Annotated in this window: 21 protein-coding genes; 16 read left to right on the top strand and 5 right to left on the bottom strand. The window is 62.7% G+C overall.

The annotated features are described in order from the left end of the window. Nucleotides 1-10: 10 nt before the first annotated feature. From H9K75_RS12850 to H9K75_RS12840, 3 genes are read left to right on the top strand one after another with little or no spacing between them, the layout of a single operon-like run. The gene (locus H9K75_RS12850) at nt 11-316 is read left to right on the top strand and encodes a hypothetical protein (RefSeq protein ID WP_187722976.1); all 306 of its coding nucleotides are present in this window, start codon (nt 11-13) and stop codon (nt 314-316) included. Between the two features lie 32 nt (nt 317-348). Next, nucleotides 349-762: a DUF4810 domain-containing protein gene (locus H9K75_RS12845; RefSeq protein ID WP_187722975.1), complete on the top strand. Its 414-nt coding sequence runs from the start codon at nt 349-351 to the stop codon at nt 760-762. After that, nucleotides 759-1,424 (top strand): DUF799 domain-containing protein, encoded by a 666-nt coding sequence (locus H9K75_RS12840; protein ID WP_187722974.1) that lies wholly within the window; start codon nt 759-761, stop codon nt 1,422-1,424. Before H9K75_RS12845 ends, H9K75_RS12840 begins: the two co-directional genes overlap by 4 nt. Before the next feature lie 74 nt (nt 1,425-1,498). Here H9K75_RS12840 and H9K75_RS12835 read toward each other — a convergent pair whose 3' ends face one another. Then, a complete protein-coding gene (locus H9K75_RS12835; RefSeq protein ID WP_187722973.1) occupies nt 1,499-1,942 on the bottom strand; it encodes a pyrimidine dimer DNA glycosylase/endonuclease V in 444 nt (147 codons plus the stop codon). Nucleotides 1,943-2,157: 215 nt separating this feature from the next. Between H9K75_RS12835 and H9K75_RS12830 the strand changes: the two genes are divergently transcribed. Then, nucleotides 2,158-3,450, top strand: a complete 1,293-nt coding sequence (locus H9K75_RS12830; RefSeq protein ID WP_187722972.1) for a M20/M25/M40 family metallo-hydrolase — start codon at nt 2,158-2,160, stop codon at nt 3,448-3,450. Between the two features lie 139 nt (nt 3,451-3,589). After that, complete coding sequence (locus H9K75_RS12825; RefSeq protein WP_187722971.1) at nt 3,590-4,576, top strand: Bug family tripartite tricarboxylate transporter substrate binding protein; 987 nt, start codon at nt 3,590-3,592, stop codon at nt 4,574-4,576. On the opposite strand, the gene H9K75_RS12820 is transcribed toward H9K75_RS12825, so the two are convergent. Both H9K75_RS12820 and leuA read right to left on the bottom strand, forming a co-directional pair. After that, nucleotides 4,548-5,879: an SGNH/GDSL hydrolase family protein gene (locus H9K75_RS12820; RefSeq protein WP_187722970.1), complete on the bottom strand. Its 1,332-nt coding sequence runs from the start codon at nt 5,877-5,879 to the stop codon at nt 4,548-4,550. The two genes, H9K75_RS12825 and H9K75_RS12820, sit on opposite strands and share 29 nt — an antisense overlap. Nucleotides 5,880-6,060: 181 nt before the next feature. After that, nucleotides 6,061-7,761, bottom strand: a complete 1,701-nt coding sequence (leuA, locus tag H9K75_RS12815) for a 2-isopropylmalate synthase (protein WP_187726031.1) — start codon at nt 7,759-7,761, stop codon at nt 6,061-6,063. Between the two features lie 475 nt (nt 7,762-8,236). Between leuA and H9K75_RS23930 the strand changes: the two genes are divergently transcribed. Next, on the top strand, nt 8,237-8,383 hold the full coding sequence (locus tag H9K75_RS23930) for a hypothetical protein (protein ID WP_226858144.1): 147 nt from the start codon (nt 8,237-8,239) through the stop codon (nt 8,381-8,383). After that, the gene (locus H9K75_RS12810; RefSeq protein ID WP_187722969.1) at nt 8,380-8,565 is read left to right on the top strand and encodes a GlsB/YeaQ/YmgE family stress response membrane protein; all 186 of its coding nucleotides are present in this window, start codon (nt 8,380-8,382) and stop codon (nt 8,563-8,565) included. Before H9K75_RS23930 ends, H9K75_RS12810 begins: the two co-directional genes overlap by 4 nt. Before the next feature lie 104 nt (nt 8,566-8,669). Here H9K75_RS12810 and H9K75_RS12805 read toward each other — a convergent pair whose 3' ends face one another. Beyond that, complete coding sequence (locus tag H9K75_RS12805; protein ID WP_187722968.1) at nt 8,670-10,007, bottom strand: MFS transporter; 1,338 nt, start codon at nt 10,005-10,007, stop codon at nt 8,670-8,672. A 153-nt stretch (nt 10,008-10,160) separates the two neighbouring features. Next, complete coding sequence (locus H9K75_RS12800; protein ID WP_187722967.1) at nt 10,161-11,804, bottom strand: GMC family oxidoreductase; 1,644 nt, start codon at nt 11,802-11,804, stop codon at nt 10,161-10,163. A 124-nt stretch (nt 11,805-11,928) separates the two neighbouring features. Between H9K75_RS12800 and H9K75_RS12795 the strand changes: the two genes are divergently transcribed. The 9 genes from H9K75_RS12795 to H9K75_RS12760 all read left to right on the top strand — a co-directional run bounded on the left by H9K75_RS12795 (nt 11,929) and on the right by H9K75_RS12760 (nt 19,186). Then, nucleotides 11,929-12,756 (top strand): IclR family transcriptional regulator, encoded by an 828-nt coding sequence (locus tag H9K75_RS12795; protein WP_187722966.1) that lies wholly within the window; start codon nt 11,929-11,931, stop codon nt 12,754-12,756. A gap of 182 nt (nt 12,757-12,938) precedes the next feature. Beyond that, entirely contained in the window at nt 12,939-13,952 is a 1,014-nt protein-coding gene (kaiC, locus tag H9K75_RS12790) for a circadian clock protein KaiC (RefSeq protein ID WP_264293791.1), read from the top strand. A gap of 17 nt (nt 13,953-13,969) precedes the next feature. Next, the gene (locus H9K75_RS24805; RefSeq protein ID WP_264293790.1) at nt 13,970-14,629 is read left to right on the top strand and encodes an ATPase domain-containing protein; all 660 of its coding nucleotides are present in this window, start codon (nt 13,970-13,972) and stop codon (nt 14,627-14,629) included. Between the two features lie 5 nt (nt 14,630-14,634). Further along, the gene (locus H9K75_RS12785; protein ID WP_187722965.1) at nt 14,635-14,955 is read left to right on the top strand and encodes a circadian clock KaiB family protein; all 321 of its coding nucleotides are present in this window, start codon (nt 14,635-14,637) and stop codon (nt 14,953-14,955) included. 5 nt (nt 14,956-14,960) lie between these two features. Then, a complete protein-coding gene (locus H9K75_RS12780; protein ID WP_226858143.1) occupies nt 14,961-15,311 on the top strand; it encodes a circadian clock KaiB family protein in 351 nt (116 codons plus the stop codon). Then, entirely contained in the window at nt 15,308-17,257 is a 1,950-nt protein-coding gene (locus H9K75_RS23925; RefSeq protein ID WP_226858141.1) for an ATP-binding protein, read from the top strand. Before H9K75_RS12780 ends, H9K75_RS23925 begins: the two co-directional genes overlap by 4 nt. Further along, entirely contained in the window at nt 17,221-17,616 is a 396-nt protein-coding gene (locus tag H9K75_RS23920) for a response regulator (RefSeq protein WP_226858136.1), read from the top strand. Before H9K75_RS23925 ends, H9K75_RS23920 begins: the two co-directional genes overlap by 37 nt. Before the next feature lie 141 nt (nt 17,617-17,757). After that, complete coding sequence (locus tag H9K75_RS12765; RefSeq protein ID WP_319016821.1) at nt 17,758-18,465, top strand: helix-turn-helix transcriptional regulator; 708 nt, start codon at nt 17,758-17,760, stop codon at nt 18,463-18,465. Continuing rightward, nucleotides 18,455-19,186 carry a DUF6036 family nucleotidyltransferase gene (locus tag H9K75_RS12760; protein ID WP_226858135.1) on the top strand — a complete coding sequence of 244 codons (732 nt, stop codon included), beginning with the start codon at nt 18,455-18,457 and terminating at the stop codon, nt 19,184-19,186. Before H9K75_RS12765 ends, H9K75_RS12760 begins: the two co-directional genes overlap by 11 nt. The last annotated feature ends 3 nt before the right edge of the window (nt 19,187-19,189 follow it).

Below are 19,189 nucleotides of genomic sequence, written 5' to 3'. Positions count from 1 at the left end.
GGCGGCTTTGATGGCAGGCACGCTGCTCGGCACTTGGGCGCTCGTGGGTTGCGTGCAGATGCCAACCGAGAAGCAACAGGTGCTGGAATTGCGACCACAGATCTCCTTTCGTCTTGCGCACGAAAGCCTCAGCGGGGCGAATGTGCGTATCGACGGCCTGCCAATGGGGACGGCAGGGCAATTTGAAGTGGGCAAGGCGGCGTTGGCCCTTCAGCCTGGAACGCATCAGCTCGTGGTCGATTTCAACGGCAATGCCCTGATCAACGAGCGCTTCTATGTGGGAGACGGGGTCAGCAAGACCTTCGATCTGCGCTGAAAACATTTCACCAGCTGAACCAGACAATGATCATGGATCGACACACTTTTTTCGCCACCTGCAAATGGACGGCGATGGGCGCAGTGCTGGCGCTTGCCACTGGTTGCGCCAGCGAATCGGGCTTGTACCAATGGGGTGGCTACGACACCGCCCTCTACAGTGCCTACAAGAACCCGGGAAACGTGGTGACGCTGCAAACCAAACTTGAGCAGCACATCGCAGCCATGGGCACGGCGCGCCAGAAGGTGGCACCGGGCTTGCACGCGGAACTTGGATCGCTCTATCTGCAGGCTGGCCGAAATGACGAGGCGATTGCCCAGTATCGCCTGGAGCGCGCACTGTGGCCGGAGAGTCAGACGCTGATGGATGCACTTATCCAGACTCTGGAAAACCGCAACAAAAAGCCGGGCGGAACCGGGCAAAAGAACACTGAGGCCGCATCATGAAGACAAGCAATATCCGATGGTTTCTGCCCGCGATGATTGCGGTCAGCGCGCTGCTCGTTGGCTGCAAGACTAATCCGCCCAAGCGCGACGTTGTCGCGTACGAGGCACCAACCCCACGATCGATCGTCGTGGTGCCGGTCGTCAATCAATCTGTGGATGTGGACGCCCCCAACTACGTGCTCAGCAGTCTGCCAGTGCCCATTGCCGAAAAAGGCTACTACGTGTTTCCGGTGAATACGACCAAGATGGTGCTGGAACAAGAGGGCTTTTACGAAGCTGAACGCATTCAACAGGAGCCCCCGGAGAACATCGCCAAAATGTTCGGCGCAGATGCAGTGCTGTTTGTCACGATCAACCGTTGGGATGCGCAGTATGTTGTGTTTTCCACCACAGTGACGGTGGATTTCGACTACCGCCTTGTGAGCAAGACAGGTCAGGAACTCTGGAGGAACTCGCAGAGCATGAGCTACTCTCCGAACAACAACAACTCCGGTGGCGGCGCGCTCGTCATGCTGATAAGCGCGGCCGTCAACGCAGCGATTGCGCGCGCCGCTCCTGACTACATGCCCCTGACCAACCAGGCCCATCGGATTGCCTTGCAGACCGGCAAAAACCCGTTGCTCGACGGCCCTTACCTCAAGGACGCGCAAGCGCGCAAATGAACGAGGCTGGCTGTAGTCGCTGGCAAGGGCCCGGTAGCCACCGGGCCCTTTTTTCTTGTCGCTGGTTTTCGCGCTCAGGAGGGTGACAATGGCCGCTCCCAACGCGCCATCGGCCCGGGCGCAAGCACCCACATGGGATGGAGTTCGGGCACCTGGACGTCCGCCCATTTCTCAAGCACTGCGGGGCTGCGTTGCGCGAGCTTGTTGCGCAGGTGCTCCCATTCGTAGGCCAGTTGTCCGTCGCTCACCGGCATCGGAGTGACGGGCCCCGATGGCGCGTGGATCTTGGAGGCGTTGAATGAATATCCGCGCTCCTCGGCCTCGCGCCACACGGCCCGCAGGTAGGTGGACATGGCATCGAGCGGTGCAGCATGTGCACTGAAACGCTCGAGCTGCGGATGATTGCGATACCCGCGCGTTTCGCCGCGCAGCACGGCCTGCGCGAGCAGCGCCTCGCGCCACAGGGCGACGAGACCCTTGGTGTCGAGATAACGGGGATGCAGGGACCAAAGACGCATATTTTCACGAAACGTGTAGCCGGACGACGCATCGATATTGCCCTCAACAAAGTGCGCGTGACGTCAGCCGTGAACGCTTTGTCGGCGGTTCATGGCCCTGTTTGCCGAGCCTGTTTTCACACGTCCTTTGCTGCTATCGTGCAACGTGTTCACTTAAGGTGAATCGACAGGTTTCGCCAAAAAAATCCATCCATGTGTTGAAGGAGACACGTCACATGCAACCCCGCTCCACCTTCCTGGCCCGTTGCCATTCGCTCACCGCTCTGGCCCTGGCCGCCGTCAGTCTGGGCGCGCAAGCAGCCCCGCAGGCCGACATCCATGGGCTTGCGCAAAAGCAGCAGCAAGCCTATCTCGATACGCTTAAGGACCTCGTGCACATCGAGTCCGGCAGCAAGGATGTGGAGGGCACCAAGCAGATCGCCGAATACGTTGCGGGCAAGCTGCGCGCGCTCGGTGGCAAGGTGGAAACACTGCCCGCGAGCGACGTCACGCGTCTCGACGATACGCCCGAGCAGATCGGGCCGATGGTGCATGCCGAGTTCAAGGGCAAGGGCAAGAGCCGCATCATGCTGATCGCCCATATGGATACCGTGTACCTCAAGGGCATGCTCAAAGACCAGCCGTTCCGCGTCGATGGCGACAAGGCTTACGGCCTTGGCATTTCTGACGACAAGCAGGGTGTGGCGCTGATCATTCATGCGGTCGAGCTGCTCAAGAAGCTCGGCTACGAGGACTACGGCACGCTCACCGTGCTGATGAACAGCGATGAGGAAATCAGCTCGCCTGCATCGCGCAACACCATCACGCGCCTCGGCGCCGAGCAGGATGCGGTGTTCTCGTTCGAAGGCGGTGGCACGGATGGCAGCCTGCGCCTGGCGACCAGCGGCATCGGCGCAGCCTATCTGAAGGTTACGGGCAAGGCCTCGCATGCCGGTGCCAAGCCTGAAGACGGCGTGAACGCGCTCTACGAACTCTCGCACCAGGTGCTGCAGATGAAGGACCTGTCGTCCAGGCCCGAGGACGGTCTGAAGCTCAATTGGACCGTCGCAAAGGCAGGCTCCAATCGCAATGTGATTCCCGCCGAGGCGAGCGCGCAGGCCGATGCACGCGCACTCAAGGTGGCCGATTTCACCGCGCTGGAAAAGGCGATGAACGAGAAGGTCAGGAACAAGCTGCTGCCCGGCTCCAAGGTGGAACTGACGTTCGAGGTGCGCCGTCCGCCGCTCGAGGCCAACGATTCGGGCCGCGCCATCTCCAAACATGCGCAGGGCATCTACGACAAGGAACTGCAACTGCCGATGAAGGTCATGGACAAGGCAACCGGCGGCGGCACGGACGCGGCGTTTGCGGCGCTCAAGGCCAAGGGCGGCGTGATCGAGGGCTTCGGCCTCTCGGGCTATGGCGCGCATTCCAACGACGCCGAGTACGTGCAGATCAGCACCATCGTGCCGCGTCTGTATCTCACTGCACGCATGATTCAGGACATCTCGGCAGGCAAGGTCAAGTAGACCGCGTTCGGGGCAAACCCGAAATCGGAATCGCATTGTCTCCACCTATAGTTGACCGCACGTTCGGCCCAGCGCCGACCTACGGACGGTCACTACCACAGACAAGGAGACAAGCAATGCATTCGAGTTTTCGGGGCCGGTGAGCCGCCGCAGCGCCACGGCCACGCTCCTCACGGCGGGCGGCATTCTCGCCGCGTTGGGAGCCGGCACGCTCGCGCAAGCGGCGGCCGACTATCCCAGCAAGCCGGTTCGCATCGTCGTGGGCTTTTCCGCTGGCGGCACGACCGACGTGGTCGCGCGCATTCTGGCCAAGGAACTCACTCAGGCGCTGGGCCAATCCTTCATCGTTGACAACAAGCCCGGCGGTGGCAGCAACATCGCCACCGATCAGGTCATGGCCGCGCCCGCCGACGGCTACACGCTGCTGTGCGTGGCCGTGACCAGCGCCATCAACCAGACGCTGTATCCGACTGCCAAGTTCGACCTGAGCCGCGACTTCGATGCGATCGTGCTCGGCGCGAAGGTGCCCAACATACTCGTGGTCAACAACAACGTGCCGGCCAGGAACGTGAAGGAGCTCATCGAATGGGCGCGCGCCAACAACGACAAGGCGGCCTATGCGTCGTCGGGCAGCGGCACCTCGATTCACATGGCGGGCGAAATGTTCAAGGTCCGTACCGGTCTCAAGACACAGCACGTGCCATACAAGGGCAGTGCACCCGCGCTCACCGACCTGATCGGCGGGCAGGTGCAATTCATGTTCGACAACATGCCCTCGGCCTGGCCCCAGGTGCAGGGCGGCAAGCTGCGCGCGCTCGCGGTGACCACCAAGACCCGTTCGCCGTCTGCGCCGGACATTCCGACCATGGAGGAAAGCGGCGTTGCACCGTTCGACGTGAGTTCCTGGTTCGGCCTGATCGCTCCCAAGGGCACGCCAAAGGAGGTGATCGAAAAGATCAACAAGGCCGTGAACGCCGCGTTCGACAAGCCCGAGGTGAAGGAGGCCTATCTGAAGCTCGGTGCCGTGGCCGAGAAGAACACGCCTCAGCAGTACAGCGATTTCATCAAGAAGGAAGTGAGCGACTGGGCACCGGTCGTCAAGGCGTCGGGCGCGCGGGTGGATTGATGAGCGGAGGATGAGGCGGCGGGAACGACAGTCGCCCCGGCAGCAGCAGGCCAAGGTCCACCGCCTCGCCCATCGCGCGCAGGCCCGAATCGCCGGGATGCAGATGGTCGCCGCTGTCGTAGGCGGCGATCAGGCGCGTGGAATCATCGGGATCGCGCAGCGCGGCATCGAAATCCACGATGCCATCGAACGCATCGCTGCTTCGCATCCAGTCATTGACGCGGCGGCGCAGCGCGTCCTTTTCGGGCTGAAAATAGTCGGCCAGCGGTGAATCGGGCAAGGCTCCGGCGAACGGAAGAAGCGTTGCACCCAACACACGTATGCCATGGCCGCGCAATTGCGCAATCAACTGCCGAAATCCCGCCGTCATCGATGCCAGCGAAGGAAGGGCCGCAAGCCGCGCGAAGGCGGTGCCGGGCCATGCGATGTCGTTGATGCCCAGCATCACGATCACCGCCTCGACGCCGGGCTGCGAAAGCACGTCGCGTTCGAGGCGAGCGAGCGCATTCACGCCCATTCCATCCGACAGCAGACGCGCACCCGAGATGCCTGCGTTGACCACGGCAACGCCATGGGGCGCAAGCCGTGCTGCGAGAAAATCGGGCCAGCGGGTGTCCTGATCGAGACTGGCGGTCGCGCCATCGGTGATCGAGTCGCCGATAACCACCACGCTGCGCGCCCTCGGCCCGTTCTCGCGTTCGACGTGAATGCCGGTGAGCAGGGGACGCGCCGTGGTGCACATCGACGGCGGCGCGACGTCGAGGTCGCGGGCATGCGTCTGATTGCCCGGCACGATCCATGTGGTCTGCCTGCCATCCCAGTGAAACGTGGTGAGGGGTGCAGGCCCGGGCACATACAGGCTCACGGTGAGCCGGGATAGCGACTCGGTTTCCATATCGACGGGATCGCTGACCAACGAAGCGCCGGGCAGGATCGACGCGCAGCTTTCGCCACCGAAAGTGATCGTGCGAATATCCGGTGCCGAATGCGCCGCGCCGGGGTCAAGCTCCGCAGAGCGCGCCACCGTCGCGTGCCCGATATGAATCGGCGACTGTCCATGGACATTGGAGAGCACGATGCGCAGGCGCTCGCCGCCCAGGCTGATGCGCGCGATCTGGCGCACCGTCTGCTCGTGCAACATCGCCGGAACGTTGGTGGGAAACAGAAAGTCGCTGCCCCAGACCGGCTGGGCGCTTGCCGTCCAGCTGGCGACCCATGGCCCGCCAGGCCTTGGGTGTGCAACATCGTTGAAGGATTTTCCAACGGCAACGCTGCGATCATCATGGTTGGGGAAATGCTTCATCTCGCGCCTCTCGTTTCGTTTGTGCGATGAAAGCATTGGATGATCGACTACAAGGCTGCTTTGGGCTAGAGGGCCGCTTGGAACAACGCTTGTGCTTGCGCAGCACAAATGGCAGCCGAGCCGATGCCCTGCGCTTGCGGCATGAAGGAACTTGGCCCTCAGCCGCAGCCCCTCGCAGCCCTCAGACGGTGACCGGCTCGACGTTAGAAGCCGTCGCCTCCTGCGCGGCGCGCCGCGCATTCAGCCGGTTTGCCACGCTGACCACGGCCTGCACCGATGCGGTCATGATGTTGGCGCTCATGCCGGCGCCGAAGGTGGAGCCCGCCGCGCCTTCCATCGCCGCTTCGATGATGGCGAGCGCCTGCGCGCTGGCGCCGCTGCCCGTGGCACGCTCTTCGTAGTGGTCCACGCGCAAGGGCAGGCCCAGGGCATCGACGGTCGCGGCAATCGGGCCATTGCCTTCGCCTTGCAGCTTCTGGCGCACGCCGTTGACGGTCACGTCGAGTTCGATGCTCTGGCCTTCGTTCGTCATGCGATGTGCGTGGCAGACGATGGCCTCGGGCGTGCGGGGTGTGGTGAGATAGGTTGCGTCAAACAAGGTCCAGAGCGCATCACCGGTCATTTCGGTTTCGCTCGTGTCGGTCTGGCGCTGCACCACGTTGCTGAATTCGACCTGCATGCGGCGCGGCATCACCACGCCGTGTTCGCGTTCCATGAGAAACGAGATGCCGCCCTTGCCCGACTGGCTGTTCACGCGGATCACGCTGTCGTAGGTGCGGCCAAGGTCTGCGGGATCGATCGGCAGATACGGAACCTCCCAGACCGCATCGGCGGCCTGCGCGCCGAAGCCCTTCTTGATCGCGTCCTGATGCGAGCCCGAGAACGCGGTGAACACCAGATCACCGGCATACGGATGGCGCGGATGCACCGGCAACGAGGTGCATTCCTCGGCGATGCGCGCCACGCTCGTGATGTCGGAAAAATCGAGTTGCGGATGCACGCCCTGCGTGTACATGTTGAGCGCGAGCGTCACGATGTCCACGTTGCCGCAGCGCTCGCCGTTGCCGAAAAGACAGCCTTCGACGCGATCGGCCCCTGCCATCATCGCGAATTCCGCCGCCGCCACGCCCGTGCCGCGATCATTGTGCGGATGCACCGAGAGCACGATGTGCTCGCGCGGAACGAGGTGGCGATGCATCCATTCGATCTGGTCTGCAAACACGTTGGCGGTGGCGTTTTCCACCGTCGTCGGCAGGTTGATGATGATCTTGCGATTCGCGTTCACGCCCCAGGCTTTGATGGCGGTCTGGCAGGCCGCGAGCGAGACATCCAGCTCGGCGCTGCTGAAGGTCTCGGGCGAGTACTGGAGGATCCATTCGGTTTCGGGATGCTTGTCCGACTGCATCCTGAAGTGCGAGACGTGGTGTTCGACGAGTGCCATCACCTGCGGCACGTCCATGTTGAAAACGATCTTGCGCCAGGCGGGCGCGACCGCGTTGTAGATGTGGACGATGGCGCGTTGGGCGCCCCGCACGGCCTCGACGGTGCGATCGATCAGGTCCTCGCGCGACTGCGTCATCACCATGATCGTCACGTCGTCGGGAATCAGGTTCTCGTCGATGAGTCGGCGCACGAAGTCGTAGTCGGTCTGCGAGGCCGCCGGAAAACCGACCTCGATCTGCTTGAAGCCGATGCGCACGAGCTCCAAGTACAGCTCCATCTTGCGCTCGCCATTCATGGGCTCGAACAGCGCCTGGTTGCCATCGCGCAGATCGGTCGAAAGCCAGATCGGCGCACGGGTGATGGTCCGGGATGGCCAGGTGCGATCTGCCAGGGCGATGGGTGCGAAGGGCTGGTACTTGCGCGAAGGGTTGGAATGCATCATTGGTTGGCTCCAGATCAGTGGTGAATCGCGCCTCGAGTGTTCTTCGTGAGAAGGCGCGAATCACGGTCAATCGATTGAAAACTAAAACTTCGATGACGTCCCCTGCCGCCCTTGGCTCTACGTGGTGCGTAGCAGCGAAGGCGGGTGTGTGGCCGGGGTCAGGGGGATGTCTGAGGTGTTGCGCGAGGAGACTGTGGTTTTATCAGCGGACTTCTTCGGGCGGCGAATCAGTCTTGATGAGTCTCGGGCAACGGAGCGTTTGCACGCAGCAGACCCCGGCCAAGCACTAGGCTTAGTCGTAGGGTGGTGAGTAGCTGCTGGGTGCGATGCATGAAAGGCAAATCCTAGCACGGCTTTTTTAAAACCGGCAAACGGGGTAACCCGCGGCAAGGCGGGCCTGCGGGGAAAACGGCTTGCTGCGACGCCCAAAAATGGCGGCGCTTTCCTACTTGCGTGCCGAATTGCGTCCCGTATGCTCGCCGCAGGTTTCAATCCTGAAGCCATCGGCCCGGCGCGTGCTTGGCCGCAGCATGCGTTTCAAAAGGAGATCGATATGTCAGCTTTCATCTGGTTCATCATTGTCGGGGCATTGCGGGCTGGTTGGCCGGTTTGGTCATGAAGGGCGGCGGTTACGGCATTCTGGGCAACATCATCATCGGCATCATCGGTGCAGTGATCGGCGGCTGGGTGTTCGGTCTGCTCGGACTGGGCGCGGGCGGTGGCCTGATCGGCAGCATCATCGTGGCCTTCATCGGCGCCGTGATCCTGATCTTCCTGGCGCGACTCATCAAGAGGGCGTGATCGGACCTTCCGACGCACCCCTTGCCTAAAAACCCCGCTGAAGAAATTCAGCGGGGTTTTTGTTTGTTTGCTTTTTTATTTTTGTGGTCGAGCGCCGCTGTCGATCAGGTGCGCGCGGGCCGCAGCTTGACCTGCTCGGCCGCGTGCTCGCGTTTTTCGTCTCTGCCGATCATCGCGGCGCACCAGGCCGACACCAGGCCCGCAAACAGCACGTAAGCGCAGATCAGCCACGGCTGGCCGCCGTTGAGCTTGAGCAGCGCGGTCGCGATGATCGGCGTGATGCCCGAGGCGAAGATGCCCGAGAATTGGTAGACGAACGAGATGCCGGTATAGCGCACCCTGGCGTCGAACAGATCGCAGAACAGCGCGGCCTCGGGCGCATAGACCATGGCGTAGAGAATGCCGAACGGGATGATGGTGGCCAGCCAGATCATCATCATGTTGCCGTTGCTGGTGCTCATCAGCCAGAACGCGGGAAACGACACGAGGCCGGTGATGATCGAGCCCCACATGTACATGCGCGCGCGGCCCATCCTGTCGGACATGCGACCGAAGAACGGAATCGCAAAGCACATCACGACGGCAGCGACCATCACGCCGATCAGCGCTTCGGATCGCGATATCTTCACCGTGGTGGTGAGATAGGTGATCGAGAACACGCCGAACACGTTGAAGAACACGCCGTCGATGTAGCGCGCGCCCATGCCCTTGAGAACGTTGCCGGGGTAGCGGCGGATCATGTCCATGAACGGGATCGCGGTCTCGGCATTGCGTTCTTTGATCGCGGCGAATTCGGGTGTCTCCTTCACATGCAGGCGGATGAACATGCCCACGGCGACCATCACGCCCGACAGCAGGAAAGCCACGCGCCAGCCCCAGGACATGAACTGCTCGTCGGTCAGCGCCCATGACAGCAGACCCACGACGCCGGAGGCCATGAACAGCCCGAGCGCCAGCCCGATCTGCGGCAGCGACGCGTAGAAGCCGCGCTGTTCCTTGGGCGCGTATTCATAGGCCATCAGCACCGCGCCGCCCCATTCTCCGCCGAGCCCGATGCCCTGCGCGATCCGCAGCAGCAGCAGCAGGATCGGCGCGCCGATGCCGATCTGCGCGTAGGTCGGCACGAGACCGATGAGAAACGTGGCCACGCCCATGATCATGAGCGTCATCACCAGCATCGCCTTGCGGCCTATCTTGTCGCCGAAGTGCCCGAAGATCACGCCGCCGAGCGGCCGCGTGACGAAGCCCACGGCGAACGTGGTGTAGGCCAGCAGCGTGGAGATCGTCGGGTCATGGCTCGGAAAATAGAGCTTGTTGAACACGATGCCGGCGACCACGCCGTACAGAAAGAAGTCGTACCACTCGATGGTGGCGCCGACGATGGCGGACGTGACGACCTTGCGAATGACTTTCGGGTCGACAGCTTGGTTTGAGATGGCCATTTTTGTCTCCGGTGGGAGCGACATGACACGCGTTGCGTTCTGCGCTGGCCCGTCGCTTGCGGCGAGGAGCGAACGCGCGGCCCTGCGGTCTACCGCCGTCCTGTTGTATTGCTTGCTTCTTGCAGGAGTTGCGTTGCGAAACCGCGCCGTGTCTCAGGCCGCAGCGAGTTGCCGTGCGTCTTCGCGGATCGTGTCGGCCGCCTTCTCGGCCATCATCACGACAGGCGCATTCGTATTGCCCGACACCAGCGTGGGCATGACTGAGCAATCCACAACGCGGATGCCCTCTACACCGTGGACGCGCAGTCGGGAATCGACCACGGCCATGGCGTCGCGTCCCATGCTGCAGGTGCCGCTGGGATGAAAAATGGTCGCGCCGTTGTTGCGGCAGAACTCGAGCAGTTCGTCGTACGACTGCGCCTCGGGTCCCGGCTTCACTTCGCGCTTCACATACGGGCTCATGGCGCGCGATGCGGCGATGGCGCGCGCGGCGCGCACGGCCGCGACGTTGGTGTCGCGGTCGAGCGGGGTCGAGAGGTAGTGGGGCTGCATCGATGGCGGATCGAGCGCGTCGCGCGAACGGATGCGCACCTGGCCGCGTGATTCGGGCCGCAACTGGCACACCGACATCGTGAAGCCCGAGTACGGATGCACCTTGCCGCCCGCCATGTCGGCCGACAGCGTGGAGACGTGGAACTGGATGTCGGGCGTCGTCGTGACCGGCCTGCCTCCGGCATCGCGCAGCGCATGCATGAAGCAGCCGCCCTGATTGATGCCGACGGCCAGCGGACCCGAGCGGTGAATCAGCCATTCCCAACCGAGCCTGGCCTGGCCGAACAGCGTGTTGAGCTGGTCGTTGGTGGTGATCGGCTTGGTGCACTCGTAGCTCAGGCGGATCTGCAGGTGGTCCTGAAGGTTTTCGCCCACACCGGGCAGATCGTGCACGACGGGAATATCGAGGCTCTCAAGCAAGCTGCGCGGCCCGATGCCCGAGAGTTGCAGCAACTGCGGTGACTGGATCGCGCCCGCCGACAGCAGCACCTCGCAGCCCGCCGAGGCGGTTTTCGTCGCGCCGTGCTGCACGTAGTTCACGCCGACCACGCGCTTGCCGCGCAGGACCAGCGCGGTGGCCTGCGCATGGGTTTCGATGCGCAGGTTCGGGCGCTTCTTCGCGTCGTTCAGATAGCCCTTGGCGGTGCTGCAGCGCAGGCCGTTGCGCGTGGTGAGCTGGTAGTAGCCCGCGCCTTCCTGTGATGCTCCGTTGAAGTCCTCGGTACGCGGCACGCCGTTCTCGACGGCACCGTGGATGAAGGCCTCGATCAGTTCGTGCCGCGCACCGATGTCGGAAACCTGCAGCGGTCCGTTGCCGCCGTGAAACGCGCTGTCCCCGCGCTCGTTGCCCTCGGACTTGATGAAGTAGGGCAGCACCTCGGCAAACGACCAGCCTTCGTTGCCAAGCGCCGCCCAGTGGTCGTAGTCCTCGGCCTGTCCGCGAATGTAGATCAGGCCGTTGATCGAGCTGGAGCCGCCCAGCGTCTTGCCGCGTGGCCAGTAGATGCGTCGGCCGTTCATGTTCGGGTCGGGATCGGTCTCGAACTTCCAGTTGTAGACCGGGCTCCACATCGTCTTGCCATAGCCGATGGGCAGGTGAATCCATGGCGAGCGATCCGGCGGGCCCGCTTCGAGCAGCAGCACGTGGTTGCGCGGATCCTCGCTGAGCCGGGCGGCCAGCACGCAGCCCGCCGAACCGGCGCCCACGACGATGTAGTCATACGGGGCAGAGCCGTTGGAAAACATGAGTTTGTCTCCTTCATGGTTTCATTCAATGGAACTATATGTTCCTTTTGATGAAACTCTATCCAAATATGCGACACGTACAATGGGAGAAACCCCGAAGTTCCCGCTTCTCACCTCGCTCACCATGCCGCCCAGAAAATCCGTCGCAGCCGCTGCCAGCCCCGTCAAAACAGTCCTTGGCGCGCCGCTCGATGCGGATGCTGCGAGCGAGCCGAATTCGGTGTCCGAGCGTGCGCTTTCGGTGCTCGATTTCGTGGCGCAGTCGGGGCGCGCGGGGCTCATGGACGTGGCGGGTGCGCTGAACCTTCCCAAGGCCACGGCCTCGCGCATGTGCAGCAATCTGGAGGCGCAGCACTGGCTCACACGTGATGCCAACGACCGCAGCTTTCAGCCCGGGCCGCGGCTGTTGAAGATGGCGCTTGCCACGCTCAAGACCGATCCGCGCCGCGAGCTGCGCCACCACATCCTTGCGGAGCTGGTCGAGGAAATCGACGAGACCTGCAACCTCACCCTGCTCGAAGGTCTGAAGGTGCGCTACCTGGACCGCGTGGAAACGCACTGGCCGCTGCGCACGCAGTTCGAGGCGGGCTCGTATGTGCCGCTGCACGCGACGGCGAGCGGCAAGATGTACATCGCGATGATGTCGCCCGAGAAGCGCGCGGCCGTGCTCGAACATGCGAACTTCGCCAAGCTCACGCCGTACACGCTGACGCGGCGCGACGAGCTGGAAGCCGCGTGCGAGCAGATCCGCGCCGACGGCCATTCGTTCGAGATGAACGAATTCATGCTGGGACTGATCGGCATGGCCGTGCCGATCCTTGACGACAAGGGCGAATGTCGCGCGACGATGGCCCTGCATGCGCCCACGGCGCGCATGCAACTCGAGGGTGCGCTGGCAGTGGTTCCGGCGCTGAAGCGCGCCGCCGAGCGTGTCAAGCCACTGTTGTTCTGAGCCGTCTGATCCGCCCGAACTGTCAGAGCCCTCCTACAAGTAGGCAATAAGCGCTTACGTACAATTGAATAGTGATTGTCAATTAGTTGGCGTCCTCAATTGGCGGCGTATTCCATGCCGGGCTCAATGACTACCAAACAAAGAAAAACACGTTCCCCGCGCAAGATACTTCCGTTCCGCCAGTGCAAAAATGTCCGACCGGCATTACCGGTCTGGATGAAATCACCGGTGGCGGTCTTCCCGAAGGCCGTCCCACGCTGGTCTGCGGTGCCGCCGGTTGTGGCAAGACGATGCTGGCCGCAGAGTTCCTGGTGCGCGGCGCCAGCGAGTACGGCGAGCCCGGCGTCTTCATGATGTTCGAGGAAACCGAGGAAGAACTGGCCGCCAACATGGTGTCGCTCGGTTTCGATCTCCAAAAGCTGCAGAAGCAAAAGAAAATCGCCCTCGACTTCGTGCGCGTGGAACGCAACGAGATCGAGGAAACGGGTGCGTTCGACCTCGAAGGCCTGTTCATCCGCCTCGGTTATGCAATCGACAGCATCAAGGCCAAGCGCGTGGTGCTCGACACCGTCGAGGCGCTGTTTGCGGGCGTGTCCAACCACGGCATTCTGCGCGCCGAACTGCGCCGCCTGTTCCGCTGGCTCAAGGACAAGGGTGTGACCGCCGTGATCACCGGCGAACGTGGCGAAAGCTCGTTCACGCGCTATGGGCTCGAGGAGTATGTGGCGGACTGCGTGATCCTGCTCGATCACCGCATCGTCGATCAGGTCTCGACGCGGCGCCTGCGCGTCGTGAAGTACCGGGGCTCGGCGCACGGCACCAACGAATATCCGTTCCTGATCGGTTCGAGCGGTATTTCCGTGCTGCCCATCACCTCGCTGTCGCTCAACCACGAGGCATCGAACCAGCGCGTGTCCACCGGCATCGCGGGGCTCGACGAAATGTTCGGCGGTGAAGGCGTGTTCAAGGGCAGCAGCGTGCTGATTTCGGGATCACCGGGCACCGGCAAGAGCAGCATCGCGGCGGCGTTCGTCGATGCAGCGTGCGCGCGCGGCGAGCGCGCGATCCTGTTTGCCTACGAAGAGTCGGCCAGCCAGTTGCTGCGCAACATGCAATCCATCGGGCTGAATCTGGGTCGTTGGGTGAACAAGGGCCTGCTGAAGATCGAATCGACCCGCCCACGCTGCACGGCCTAGAGCAGCATCTGGTGCACATGTACAGCCTCGTCAGAGATTTCGAGCCCAGCGTGGTAGCGGTCGATCCGATCAGCAATCTCACCTCCCACAACGACGACCCGGGCCTGAAGATCACGCTGATGCGGCTCATCGATTTCCTGAAGACACAGGGCACGACCGCGCTGTTCACGAGTCTCACGTCTGACGGTCGCGCGGAAGAGAGCACGGAGATCGGTGTTTCATCGCTCATGGACACCTGGCTGTGGCTCAAGAACGTGGCCTTCAACGGTGAGCGCACGCGCACGCTCCAGGTGCTCAAGTCGCGCGGCATGGCGCACTCCAATCAGGTGCGTGAGTTCGTGTTCTCGGATCGCGGCGTGGACCTCATCGAGGTCTACATGTATGGCGACCAGGTGCTTACCGGCACGGCCCGCGTGGCACACGAGGCGCAGGTGGTGGCCTCGACCGATCTGCGCGAGCGCGATCACGCGCGGCGCATGGCCGATCTGGCCAACCGTCGCAAGGCGCTCGACGCACAGATCGTGGCGCTGAATGTGGAAGCGCAGGAGCGCGCCGGTCAGGTCGCATTCGATATCGAGCGCGAAAAAATCGAGGCCGAAGGCCATTTGAAGCGAGCCCGAAACATCTCGGCGGCCCGAAGCGGCTCATCCGGCAACAAACCGCGCAATAAAGGCTGACTGACATGGCAACCCACTCCTCGCGCGCCAGTGCCGCAGCAGGCAAGAAGCCCGAATGGCAGCTTCGGCTGTATATCGCGGGCAAGACGGCGCGCTCGTCGGCCGCGCTCGACAATTTGAAAAAGCTCTGCGAAGACCATCTCGCGGGACGCTACAGCATCGAGGTCATCGACCTGCTGGTGAATCCACAACTGGCCGCGGGCGACCAGATTCTCGCGGTGCCGACGCTGGTGCGCAAGTTTCCGGAACCGATGCGCAAGATCATCGGCGACCTGTCCAACGAGGAACGGGTGCTGGTCGGTCTCGACGTGAGGCCCGTCGTCTGAAACCGATGCCGCCATCCGCAGCGCGTGCTCTCGAGCCGTTGGATGCGTTCGCCCCTGCGGATGGCGAGATCGAGATGCAGGTCTACCGGCTGTACGTCAGCACGGCCTCCCCGCTCTCGGCGCGCGCCACGGTGAATGCGCGGCGGTTTCTGAACAAACATCTTCCTGAGCGGCACCAGTTGTCGGTGCTCGACATTCGCGCCACCGTCGCGCAGGCCAAGGCGGATCAGGTCATCGCCTCGCCGACGCTGGTGCGCATGCTGCCATTGCCGCAGCGGCGATTCATCGGCGACATGTCCGACACCGAGCGACTGCGTGTCGCGCTGGGCCTGCCTGCCGAAACGGGGGCGTCATGACCGCAATTCCTTCCGCTCCACCTCCAGCGGATCACGCGGGGCTTCTCGTCGAAAACGAGGAACTGCGGATCCGCCTGCGCGAAATGGAAGAGACGCTGCAGGCCATCTACGGCGGCGATGTGGACGCGCTGGTCGTCAACAACGACATCTTCCTGCTCGAGAGCGCCGGCGTCACCGGCAACCGGCTGCGGCACGACGTGCTCGGCCAGATGCAGGATTCGGTGTTCGCGTTCGACAACGAAGACCACCTGATTTTTCTGAACCCCGCAGCCGAGTTGCGTTATGGCCTGCGCTCCAGCGAGGCGCTTGGCCGCAGCAAGGCCAGCCTGTTCACCGAAACGCTGTTCGGCGATGACCACGTGGCGCATGGCGCGGTCGAGTGGCACGCCGCCGGCGACCTGCCCGCGCAGCGCACGCATGTGGCCGGCACGCACGTGCTTGCCGATGGCACCTCAATGCATGTCGAGATCACCCGCTCGCAATTGGTCGATGCGGACAGCGTGGCCTTTGGTTCGCTGCTGGTGGTGCGCGACGTGAGCCAGAGCCGCCGCGCCGCGATCCGGCGCGATGCACTGGCGCAGCTCACCGATTCGCTGCGCGATCTGGCAGTGGCGTCGGAGGTGGGCTACCGCGCGGCCGAGATCATCGGCACCACGCTGAATGTCAGCCGTGTGGGTTTTTGCAGCATCGATGTGGAGACGGAGATCGTGCAACTGGCGCGCAACTGGACCGCGCCGGGCATGGCCGAGCTGTCCGGCGCCAAGCACATGCGCAAGTACGGCTCGCTGGTTGACGACCTCAAGCGCAACCGGATCGTGACGATTCCCGATGTCCGCACGGACCCGCGTACTGCGGCTGCGCATGAAGCGGCGCAGGAAATCAATGTGCGCTCGCTGGTCAACGTGCCGGTGTGGGAGAGTGGCAAGCTCGTGGCCTTTTTGTATGTGCACGATGCCGAGGTTCGGGCCTGGCCCGAAGACGATCTGCTGTTCATCCAGGAAGTGGCCGAGCGCACCCGTTCGGCCACCGAGCGCGTGCGCAATGCCGCAGCGCTGCGTGACAGCGAACAGCGCCTGCGCGAAGTGAACGAGGGCCTGGAGGCTGCGGTGCTCCAGCGCTCGCGCGAACTGCTGAGCGCGCAGGAGGCGTTGCGCCAGGCGCAGAAGATGGAGGCCGTGGGCCAGCTCACAGGCGGCATCGCGCATGACTTCAACAACCTGCTCGCAGGCATGAGCGTGAGCCTCGAAGTGCTTCAGCGGCGCTTGAAGAAGGGGCAGTACGACGACACCGAGCGTTACCTGAGCATGAGCCAGGAAGGCATCAAGCGCGCCGCCGCGCTCACCCAGCGCCTGCTCGCGTTTGCGCGCAGGCAGACGCTCGATCCCAAATCCATCGACGTGAACCGGCTGGTGGTCGGCATGCAGGAGCTGATACAGCGCTCCATCGGGCCGAACATCGTTCTGGAGGTGGTGAGCGGCGCTGGCCTGTGGACCACCAAGGTCGATGCCTCGCAGGTCGAAAACGCGCTGCTGAACCTGTGCATCAACGCGCGCGACGCGATGGCACCGCTGGGCGGGCACCTGACCATCGAGACCGCGAACATCGCGCTCGATACGCGAGCGGCCGTCGAGCGCGATCTCGAGCCGGGCCAGTACGTGTCGCTGAGCGTCACCGACACCGGCGTCGGAATTCCGCAGGACATGATCAGCCGCGTCTTCGATCCGTTCTTCACGACCAAGCCCACGGGGCAGGGCACGGGGCTCGGGCTTTCGATGGTCTATGGATTCGTCCGCCAGTCGGGGGGCAGGTGCGCGTGTACTCGGAGATCGGCGTGGGCACGACGATGTGCCTGTATTTCCCGCGCCATGGCGGCGAAGCCGATCCCTGCGAGCCACAGCAACGCCAGGCGGTGGTGCAGAACGGCAACGGCAAGCGCATCATGGTGATCGAGGACGAAGCCACGATCCCCGCACTGATCGCCGAGGTACTCGAGGAAGCCGGCTACATGGTGCTCACCGCCGAGGACGGCCCGTCCGGCCTGAGCATTCTCCAGCAGCCGGGCATCATCGACATGCTGGTCACCGACGTGGGCCTGCCCGGCGGACTCAACGGCCGCCAGGTGGCAGACGCCGCGCGCGTCACACGGCCCGATCTGCAGGTGCTGTTCATCACCGGCTACGCCGAAAACGCCGCCGTCGGCAACGGCCTGCTGGAGCCCGGCATGCAGGTGCTGACCAAGCCGTTCGACATCTTTGCATTGGCCAACAAGGTCAAGGAGATGAGTGGCGCGGTGAACCGCTCGTAGAGGCTGCTCTCCTCAACGCCGGTCCCGCATTCACAGGAGACCAACAGCTTCCAAATCAAAGAGTTCAGATGATCTATTGCACGATGAAAATTGGTCGATAATTTGATCAAAATAGAGTATTTTGGTTAAAATATTGATCAAATGATCGATACCGAAATCAGCCCTCTTCTGGAGCGCCAACTGCTTCTGCAGCTAGGCGACCGGCTGCGGCGCCTGCGTAAGTCGCGGGGCCTCGGGACGGTTGAAATGGCGGAGCGCGCTGGCATGAGCCGCAATACGTTGCGCGCCATCGAGACCGGAGATCCGGCACCGACGATTGGCAGCTATTTGCGTGTGATGTCGGTCTTGGGGGTGAGCGGAGATCTGGCGCTGTTGGCTGGTGACACCTTGCAATTTGCGCCCGCAGGTTCCGCAGGTGCACGCTCCGCACGCCCGGCTCCGGTGGTTCAGGTGCGGGTGTCGGCAGATACGACGAGGCACCAGTTGCAGGATATGCAAAGCCTGGCACTGCATGACGAAGCGGTGCGCATGGTCAAGGCGCGCCCCGACCTGCTGGAACAAGCCCAACAGACGGTCGAGCGCTGGCTGCTCAAAGCCGACTCTCGCTCGGCCCCGTTATGGCGTGAATGGACCGAGATTCTGAAAACCAGATCGTGGCGCAAAGTGCTTGGCAAGTCACGACATGCCAGCAGCTGCGCCAAACATCTCCGCTGGTCACGATCCTGCCGGAAGAATCTCGCCAGCGCATCCTGGCTCAGGTCAGCGCCCTCAAGCATGGCGTCGAGCTCAGTGATGCATTGGAAAAGACGGAGCAAAAACCATCTTCCGAGGAGAACTTATGACCCGTGAAGAGCTGGAGCACATCATTCGCGCCAGTGCAGAAATCACGAACCAGTATGAGTTCATCGTCATCGGTAGTCAGTCCATTCTGGGGTCGGTGCCTCATCCGGAAGAAGTTTTCACGGTCTCCATGGAGGCCGACATTTACCCTCTGATGGTTCCAGAGCTTGCCGACAGGATCGATGGCGCCATCGGTGAAGGTTCACAGTTTCACCAAACCTACGGCTACTACGCCCAGGGCGTCGGACCGGAGACGGCAGCACTGCCCAAAGACTGGCTGCAAAGGGTGCATCGTATCCAAAACAGCAATACCAAAGATCGGATCGGCTACTGCCTGGATGTACTCGACCTCTTCTTGGCGAAGGCAGCTGCTGGCCGAGAAAAGGACCGCGAATTCTGCATGGCGTTGCTGCAATACGGCTATGTGCTTCCAGCCGCCTTGCTCCACTTGGTACCGAGCATGCCCCTCGATGACAAAAACCAGAAAAAACTTCGTGCCACCATCCGCCGCTGGGTTCAAGGTGCTGCGCGATCTGGGTCATGCGATACCAGAGGCCTGACAGAAGCCTTGAATCGCACATGGAAATCAGCAGCCCTGCACTCAATCACGAAAAGCAGCTTTACAGCTTTCGCACTTTCTACTTTCACTTGCACGGCGTGTTATCCGCACAAGGAAAGCGCTTGGCATTGGGGGCGTTGCCTGGGTTGCGTCATGCCATACGCTATGTGAATT

This window comes from Diaphorobacter aerolatus (genome assembly GCF_014489535.1).
Lineage (GTDB): Bacteria > Pseudomonadota > Gammaproteobacteria > Burkholderiales > Burkholderiaceae_C > Diaphorobacter_A > Diaphorobacter_A aerolatus.
This window is presented reverse-complemented; position numbering and strand designations above follow the sequence as displayed.